The organism is Streptomyces calidiresistens, from assembly GCF_014141525.1.
In the GTDB taxonomy this organism is placed as follows: domain Bacteria; phylum Actinomycetota; class Actinomycetes; order Streptomycetales; family Streptomycetaceae; genus Streptomyces; species Streptomyces calidiresistens.
Window position 1 is genome coordinate 1 of the sequence record NZ_VKHS01000202.1, and the last position, 7,330, is coordinate 7,330.

2 protein-coding genes are annotated in these 7,330 nt (G+C 67.6%); one reads left to right on the forward strand and one right to left on the reverse strand.

All coding sequences use genetic code 11. The annotated features are described in order from the left end of the window. Nucleotides 1-246: hypothetical protein (locus FOE67_RS29175; RefSeq protein ID WP_228473761.1), on the forward strand; the 246-nt coding region annotated here is incomplete at its 5' end. 154 nt (nucleotides 247-400) lie between these two features. Here FOE67_RS29175 and FOE67_RS10945 read toward each other — a convergent pair. Beyond that, nucleotides 401-6,589 (reverse strand): DNRLRE domain-containing protein, encoded by a 6,189-nt coding sequence (locus tag FOE67_RS10945; protein ID WP_438874205.1) that lies wholly within the window; start codon nucleotides 6,587-6,589, stop codon nucleotides 401-403. Between the last annotated feature and the right edge of the window lie 741 nt (nucleotides 6,590-7,330).

The following is a 7,330-nucleotide window of genomic DNA, read 5'->3' on the forward strand; positions in this document are numbered from 1 at the left end:
CTGCCACCTCCACCGGACTTCCGCTGGCAGGGTGACGGCAATTTTCCGAATAGCAAAGCAACGCCAAGTCACGGTGTCACCACCTGCCCTGCTGAGCGCGCAAGAGTGACCCATTATTCCGGATCACGTACCCCTCGAATTCCCTGTACCATCAAAGCGCCAGATATTGTGAGCAATTCCTGCCGCCGTTCCCAGCATAACAATGAAAACCTTCACAGTTGGATCTTCAATGACTCCGAGCGATGACAATAGGAAGGCGAGGAGAGCGCTCGCGATTAACCATCCGAAAGTCCGCAGAATCGCACGCCTTAGTGACATCGAATCTCACTGATCTCTTTCTGTGCATGGCGCTGTGCAGGTAAGGACCGAAACCGGTCCTTACCTGCACGCGACGTGACTCCTACCTACGATGCCGTCCGGAGCCGCGGGCGAAGAAGCTCCTCACACCGCGGTATGCGGAAGGAAGCCTACCCAGTGTACCCGTGGCCGTCGTGAATGAACCGAGCGCTATGTTCTTTCGGTGATCACTAACTTTGGGGCGGCGCTTCTTCTGGAATAGAAATCGTGCTTGATAGTCAACAGACCCAGCAGTCGCTCCCAACACCACGCCAGCTGCCACACAACCAACTACCGTTCCTACGCAGAGCGCTGCTGTGCCCAGTCCGGCGGCCAGCCAGGCCGTCCCCCTAATCGCTCGGCGTGTCCATTTCCGCCAGCTCTTCGTGCGGAAAGTTTTCCACTTCTTCTTTGCCTTGTTCCAGAACTGCCCGTCCAGATCGTACTGGTTAATGGGGTCGCCGGGGTAGCCGTAGTGGTTGTCGCCGCCCCCGTAGACGGGGTCGATGGACAGGAAGCGCCCGGTGTGCGGATTGTAGAGGCGCACGCCCATGAGGGTGAGGCCGGTCGGGGTCTCGGCGGAGCGTTGTTTGGCACCGAGCCAGCCGTAGCGGGTGGGTTCCTGGCCGGTGCGGGGGTTGCCGTACTCGTCGTGGTCCAGGACGACCGGGGTCTGGCCTGCGGTGAGCGGGAGTTGGAGTGCGACGTCTCCGTGGATGTTGGTGACCTGGAGAACGGTGTCGCCGCTCGCGGCGGTGGTGGCCGCCAGGTCGCCGGAGGCGGAGTCGACGTTGCGGGTCATCTCACCGGTGGTGGTGTTCTCCACGATCCAGCTGGGGTTGTCGCCGTCGCCGCTGTAGTGGTTGCGCTTGGACGCGGTCTGTGTCCAGGTGCTGCCCGACTGGGTTTCCACGGTCCAGGTGCGGAAGCGGTGGTCGGCGTCGAGGGTCCAGGTCTGGCGCTTGCCGTCGGCGGTCTGCCGGTGAATCAGGTCATTGGCGTGGTAGGCGATGGTGCCGTGACCGGGGACCGTGGTGGTGCGGCCGAGGGCGTCGTAGACGTGGCCGGAGGTCGTGAGGCGGTCGGCGGTGTCGTAGGTGTAGGAGGTTGTGGTGCCTGCGCTGGTGGGGCAGGCGTCGCCGGGAAGGCCGGTGGCGGTGCGCAGTGAGGTGCGGTTGGTGCGCTGGTCGAAGGTGTAGGTGCGTCGGGTGCAGATGGTCTCGGTGGTGTCCTCGACTTCGGTCAGGCGGCCGAGTTTGTCGTAGCGGTAGTGCTGGGCGGACCAGCCGGCGTGGGTGACGACCTGGCCGTGGATGTTCTCGGTGACGGTGTCGCTGTAGAGGACGGAGCCGTCGCTGTCGCGGGTGTACTCGCGTTCCAGGATCGAGCCGTCGGGGTTGGTGGTCTCCCGCACCGTGTAGCCGCCGGGGAGCTTCTCGGTTCGAGGTTTGCCGTCCGGATCGTAGGTGGCCCGGAAGGTGCCGGCGACGGAGTCGGTGGTGCTGGTGGCCAGGCCGCGGGGGTCGATGGTGTGGTCGTAGGTGTGGGTGACGGTGGACGGAACGCTGTCGGTGACGCGGACCGGCCGGTCCAGCAGGTCGTAGTGGGTGCGGGTGGTGCCGCCGTCGGCATCGGTGTAGGAGATCAGCCGGCCGAGCTTGTCGTAGGCCTTGGTGATGGTGCCGCCGGTGGGTGAGACGGTGCGGAGGGCTTGGCCGGTGGCCGGGTCGTACTCGGTGGTGGTCGCCGGTACCGCCGTGCCGAGTCCGCCGGTGGTGCTCACCGTCACCGGGCGGCCCGCGCCGTCATGGGTCGTGGTGGTGGTGCGGGTGACGTTGTTGGCGCTTTCGGTAATCTTGGCCGTGGCGCCCCACCAGTTGTACTCGGTGACGGTGGTGGGCAGTTGGGTCGGGTGCGAGCCACCACCGGTAATGGGGCCCCCGGGTCCGGTGGAGCAGAGCAGGTCGGCCCATTCGGGGCGCCCGGCACAGGTGCCGGTACCGGTGGCGGACCAGTAGGTCGTCACCCGGGTGAGGGCGTCGGATCCATTGCCGCCCGGGCGAATCTCCTTGGTCACCCGTCCCTGATCGTCGTATTCGGTTCGGGTGGTGACCGCGAGTCCCCCGGGGTCCTTGATCGTTTGGACCGGCATGCCCTTGACCCAGTCGTACACCGTCTGGCTCACCCGGGTCTCGGCATGGACTCCGGGGTGTTCACGCACCCAGGCGCCCGTGGTGACCTTGGTGATCTGATCCTTGACGGTGGCAGTGCCGTTGGTGGGCCGTCCCTGGTCGTATTCGTTGACCGTCCAGGTGCGGGCGGACACCGATGTGCCGGCGGGAACCAGAGTGGTGGTGCCCTGAGTCAGGTTCGCGGTGAGGTCGGCCCGGCGCAGCGGTCCGAATTCCTCCAGCAGGCGGATGCCCTTGTCGTCGTGAAGGTTTCGGGTGGAGAGAAGTTCGGCGCGTTCGGCGGTGGGAAGTGCTCCGATGCCGAGTCGGTCGAGTGCTGCACGCTCCTCTGCGGTGCCACCGAGTGCGAGGGCTCGGTTGGCCGCCGTGAGTTCCCGGACGGTGTTGCCGAACCGGTCGTACTCGGTGGTGGTGAGGTGTCCGCCCGGTTGGGCCACGTTCACCGGTCGGGCGGAGACGCCGAGGTAGGTGAGGGTGGCGCGGCGGTAGTCCGCAGCCGCCAGGTCCGCGCCGGTGTGGGAGGTGGGTACGGCGTCGGCGGGGAAGACGGCGGTGGCGTCGGTGGGGGCGTCGCTCTGTCCCCATGCCGCGACATGGGTGGTGCCCATGGCGTAGGGCGCCTTGCTGCCGGTCAGTGGCACGTCGTAGACCACGCTGGTGACGGCCTCGCCCTGGACCTCATCGGTGGTGCCCTGCTTGAGTGCCGGGCGTGTGGCCTTCAGGAGCATGCCCTCGCCGGCGGTGGCGGTGTTGCCGGCCCGGCCGTAGGTGAGGGTCCAGGGCAGTTCGCCGGGCGGGGTCACGCGGGTGACGCGGCCGGCCCCGTCATAGGCGTAGGAGGTCTTCAGGGCCGGAGTGATCAACGGGTCCCAGGTCTCGCGGAGGCGCCCTTCGTTGTCATAGCGGTAGGTCTGAACCGTTCTGGCGGTGGCGTTGGCCGCGCCGGGTTCGGTGGACCACAGCCGGATCTCCTTCACGCGCCCGGTGTAGTCGCCGAAGGCGTCGGCGGTGGCGGTGGTGGAGTTGGCGTAGACGAACTCCAGTGCCCGGCAGCCCTTGGTGGAGGGGGTGGCGGTGCAGGTGGCCGCGTTCACCGCCGAGGTGGGGGCGATCACCCGCCTGGGGCGGGCCACTTTCGTTCCGTTGACGGTGACCGTCTCGGAGACGATGGTGGTGGTGGTGTTGGCCAAGCCGTCCATGAGGGTGCTGGAGACCAGCCAGGTCTCCGCCGTGGTGTCCGGCTTGGTGAACTCGGTGACCATGCCCTCGGTGTCGGAGAGGGTGAAGCTCGCGGTCACCGAGCCGGTCAGCGTGAGGTCCTCGGCGCCGGGCTCGGGTATCCATCCGTTCTTGGCCGCGTTGGCCGTGAAGTGGATCTCATCGCCCTCGGTGTCGACCACGGCGACCGCGGTGGCGGAGATTTTGCGGATGTGGCTGTACTCGGAATCGGTGAGTTCGGCCACCGTGCCGGCCACCCATTCGGGGCCGAAGATCGCGACCTGGCCCTCCTGCTTGCCGCCCTTATCGGGAGTTCGCGAGGAGGCGGTGCGGGTCACTGTGAGGTCCCAGTGGGACAGATCCTCTTCCGAGATGGTGTAGTCGCCGGTTAGGAGGTTCACTATGCCCGGTCCGACGCTCTCGACGGCGGCGCCGGAGGCGTTGCGGTCGACGACGACGGTGAGGGGTTCGGTGCTGCCGGTGGCGTTGTTGGGGCCGGTGAAGTCGGCTTTGATCTGGATGGAGCCGTCGGGGTCGACGGTGGTGGTGGCGTCCCAGATCAGGCGGGCGTTGCGTCCGCCGGCCATGGGGACGGGCCAGGCCTGCAGGGGCTTATCGCCGGTGGTGATGTGGGCAGGGGGGATGGGTTGCCAGGGGTCGGCTTCGGAGCGTCGCCAGGAGAAGGTGACGTTGTTGTAGGCGGCGGCGTCCGCGTCGGCGATCAGGGCGAGGCGGCGTGCGGTGCGCTCGCCCTCGGCGGGTTGGGTGAAGCCGCCGGGGCCGGCGTGGAAGGTGTATTCGGTGGCGTCGGATTTGTTGTCGGCCTTGTCGACGGCGCGGACCTGGAGGGTGTGGGTGCCGTCGCGGTCGGGGGTGATGGTGATGTTCTTGGCGCCGGAGGTGCCGTTTGTCTGGTGTTTGGTCCAGCTCACGCCGTCCAGGGACCATTCCAGCCAGTGGTGGTCGGTGCCGGTGGGCGGGGTGACGCGGAAGACGCCCGCCTGGCCCTTGCCTCCCACCCACTGTCCGGTGGGGTAGTCGGTGGAGGTGATGGTGGGGGGTGCGTTGGGGGCTTGGGTGTCGACGGTGAAGAACTTCCAGGCCGACCAGCCGAGGTTGTAGTGGGTTCCGTCGTAGGGGGAGGTGCGGAACTTGTAGCGCTTGCCGTGGGTCAGGAGGTTGGCGGGGACCTTCACCTCGGCGGGGGTTCCGGAGTTCACCCAGGGTGAGACGAGGTGGGTGCCGACCTGGGCGTCGGTGACCGCGTCACGGATCTCGAAGGTGCCGTTGACCTTGTCGCCGTCGGCGTCGATGAAGGTGTCGCGCAGGGTGGGGGTGGTGGTGTTGACCACGTACTCCCCGCTGTAGGAGAAGTACGGGGGTCCGGCTTCCTGCTGGGTGCCGGTGCGCGGGCGGTAGTTGTAGGTGACCGTCAGGCGCGGGGGGTTGGAGGCGGCGTTGGCCGAGCGGACCTGCTTCCACTGCGAGGTGGAAGAGGACGGAGCGCGCAGTCCCATGTGACCGCGGGTGGCCTTGGCCGAGGCCCACACCTGCACCAGGTCGGTGACGTTGGCGGTGATCCAGGCGGGCCCGCCGCAGTTGGCGCGGCCGGCCGTTTGGGTGGAGGAGGCGTACTGCTGGATCCACTGGGGCTGGTTGGTCCAGCGGGTGGCGGTGGAGGCGGCTCCGGTCTCCCACACCGTCCACTGCGCGGGCGCGCAGTCGGTGTTGCCCGAGTGCGTGTTGTACAGCCGCAGTTGGGCGGTGGAGATGAGGGCGTCGCGGATGGGTGAGGTGTCCCAGGTGATGAAGGACCGCGACCAGCGTTCGGTGCCGTCGGGGTTGGTGGTGCCGGGGTTGCCGATGTGCAGTTCGGTGTTGGTGGACCAGTCGGTGGTGTCCCCCTGCTTGACCAGGGTGTCGAAGACGTTCCCCAGGTTGCCGGTGGAGGGGTCGACGGTGACGGGGTAGAGGGTGTCGGGGTCGGTGAGGAAGTCGATGTCGGGGGTCAGGACCAGCTCGACCTCCTCGCCCTCGCCCCGGACCTCCATGTCCACCGGAACCACCTTGGCGTGGTCCCCGGAGACGGGGTCGACGGTGGCGTCCCACATCACCGGGGCGGGCATGACCGCCCGCTCCTGACCCGTCTCGGGGTCGGTGAACAGGATGCTGCCGTCCTTTTGCGGTTCGATGTTCAGCCCGGCGCTCTTCAACGGCAGGGTGTAGGAGTACTCCTTCACCTCGGGGCGTTCGGTGAGCTGGACGTACTGCTCGAAGCCGGTGCGGGTGGCCTCCACCAGCAGGTCGGCGCCGGGCAGGACCTCGGGATAGCGGGCGATGGTGTCGTCCTCGCCCTCGATGACCGGCTCGGGCAGCCCGCCCTTCCAACGCAGCGTCAACCGCTCATCGCCCGAGCCCAGGCGCAGCAGATCCCGGGCCGGGGCCTTCTCGGCTTCTTCAAGGGAGCGGGCCGGGGTGCCGGCCTCACCGGCGAGCATCAAGCCGGCCGGGTGGGCGCGGGCGGTGAGGTTGCCGTCCTTGCGCTCGGTCAAGGACACATCCACCTCCCGCCACTGCCCCTCGTCGTCCTCGAAGCGCACGGGGCCGGCGAACAGGTCGGTGGTCAGCGAGCCATCGGCGTTCACCCACGTGGTGGAGGTCTCCGTGCGCTCCGAGAGCGCCTCGACCCGGTGCCCGGCGAGTTTGGCCGCCACCTTCGCCGAAGCGATGTCGGCGGCCTCCGTCACCTTCGCGTCGCTCTTGTCCGTGGGGGCCGCCTGTCGGGCCGGGCCGCTCAGCGCGACGGCCTGCCCGTTGCCGCCCGCCAGCACCGCCGTCTCGATCGCCAACAACAACGCCGCGCCCAGGGCCAGACGCGGCAACAACCGCCGGCCGCCTGCCAACGGGAACGAGGAACCGCGCCAGACGGCGCCTTCCTCGAGGGGATTTCGACCGCGTGGTGTGCGGTCGGGGTGAGAGGTCGTCATCTCTACCCGCTCTCCTGACTACTTGATGGATGCGGCGTGTGGCATCCGTGCGGCATGAAAGTAGCCCGGAAGAAAAGACAGGAAAGTACGATAATCCGACCGACACGTACAGCTAAACCCTGATTCCCCTCCGTGGCAAACGTCACACTGGGGCAGCGGTCGTCACACACCGCATCGACGAATGATGTTCGATCAGCAATCCGTCACCACCCCCACGAGCGCCCGCCTCGACCCTCGAAGTGACGACAGAAACGATCATGGAACTCCCCTCACTCACCACCTCGTGCCGACACCAGGACCTCGCCCTTGGGGAGTGAGGCCTATGGGGACGGTGGGCTCGCTCAGTAGACATGGGGAGCAGACGGTGGGGCAGGATTGGCTCGTTCCGGATGGTCGTGGTAACCCGTGGAGTCGTTGGTGCCGCCGGAGCGGATGCAACCGCAGCGCCGAGGGCGCGGAACATCCCTGAGGAGACGGTGTTCGCCGCGATCGCGTCCGTACTCACCAGTGAGGGCGCCCGGCGCATCGGCCGCTGGAATCCCCGGGTCCACTGCGCACCGCCGGGCCCCGCGGACCGGCGCAGAACGGCTCCCGGGA